The sequence below is a fragment of the Streptomyces sp. NRRL B-24572 genome, assembly GCF_002156145.1.
Taxonomy (GTDB): Bacteria; Actinomycetota; Actinomycetes; order Streptomycetales; family Streptomycetaceae; genus Streptomyces; species Streptomyces vietnamensis.
The window spans coordinates 1-1,392 of record NZ_MWIG01001085.1; the positions used below are offsets into that span (position 1 = coordinate 1).

At 72.4% G+C, this 1,392-nt stretch carries 2 protein-coding genes; both read right to left on the reverse strand.

Translation table 11 applies throughout. From position 1 onward, the window contains the following. Window positions 1-463: MFS transporter (locus CCN56_RS40380; protein WP_179200167.1), on the reverse strand; the 463-nt coding region annotated here is incomplete at its 3' end. 189 nt (window positions 464-652) lie between these two features. After that, a partial coding sequence (locus CCN56_RS40385) for a LysR family transcriptional regulator substrate-binding protein (RefSeq protein ID WP_086832522.1) occupies window positions 653-1,392 on the reverse strand: 740 nt, incomplete at its 5' end.

Sequence of the window (1,392 nt, forward strand, 5' to 3'; positions counted from 1 at the left end):
CGGCGCCGGCGCCGAGCATGGCGGCGGTGGTGCCGAAACTGGAGGCGATCCGTTCCTTGGGCATCGCTTCGCGGATGAGGGCGAGGGCCAGCGGGAGTGAGGCCATCGAGGCCCCTTGTACGGCGCGCGTCGCGATGAGGAAGCCGATGTTCGGGGCGGCGGCGGCACCCAGGGTGCCCGCGAGGAACACGAGCAGGACGATGACGAGGAGCCGTCGGTGGCCGTACTTGTCGCCGAGCAGGCTCAGTACGGGCGTGAGGACGGCCCCGCCGAGCAGGAACGCGGTGATCAGCCATCCGGCGGTGGCGGTGTCGGTGTCCAGGCGTTGCGCGAGCACGGACATCGCGGGAATGACCAGGGTCTGCATCAGCGAGAAGCAGCTCACCGCGGCGAGCAGCGCCGCCAGCACCGCATTCGGACGCGACGCCGACCTGTGGCCGCGCCGAGTTCTGATGTCGTCCACGGACGACTCCTTCTTGTCGATTCGGGAGGGTGGCATCGCCACCGCGCACCGCCGGAATGGCGGTGGCATGCCCAGGCCGTCGCGCCGGCGACGTCCTGCGGCTCACCTCCACCCTAACGGAGCGGAGCGCTCCGATCCGAACGGGAGGGTGAAACGGCGCCGGGCGGCCGGCTGCGGCGCGCCCGCGCGTCACCGTTCGGAATCCGGCTCCTGGTAGCGCCGCGCGTGGCGTTCGCAGTAGTCGCGCAGACCCTCGACGAGGTCCTGGATGGCGGAGCGGGCGTAGCGGGCGGGGTCCCATCCCGCGTACAGGGGCACGGTCAGCAGGCCGTCAGGCGTGCGCACGGTCAGTTCGGAGAGGTCGAAGCGAGCACTGTCGGTCACCAGGCAGACGCCCTTCCCGGCGGCGGCCAGGGCCTGGGCGAAGGCCGAGGAACCCGTCTCCGTGACAGCCGCGGGCTTGAGGCCCGCACCGGCGAACACCTCGTCGAGGACCAGCCGGGTCATGTTGGTGTGGGTCATCAGGATCAGCGGTTCGGTGACCAGCTCGGCGAGGGTGATCTCGGTGCGGCCGCTCCAGGGGTGGCCGACCGGCACCTGGGCGAGGACCGGCGAACGCCCCAGGAACGCCGACTCCAGCGGGGCAGGGGCCGGGACGGTGGAGATCCCCAGGTCGGCGTCACTGCGCAGGAGGGTGTCGAAGACCTTGCTGGGCTCCTCCTGCAGGGCGTCCCGGAGCGCGGGGCCTTCGGGTCCGGCACCGGCCATGAAGGGCGCCAGGAAGTGCGCGACCGTCGTGGGGGACGCGACTGCCGTGAGCGCCACCGGCTCGTCCCGGCCGACGGCGGCCATGGTCTCGGCGGCCTGCTCGGCGCGGCGGACGAGGTCCTGGGCGATGGGACGGAAGCGGCGGCCGGCCGCATTCAGGG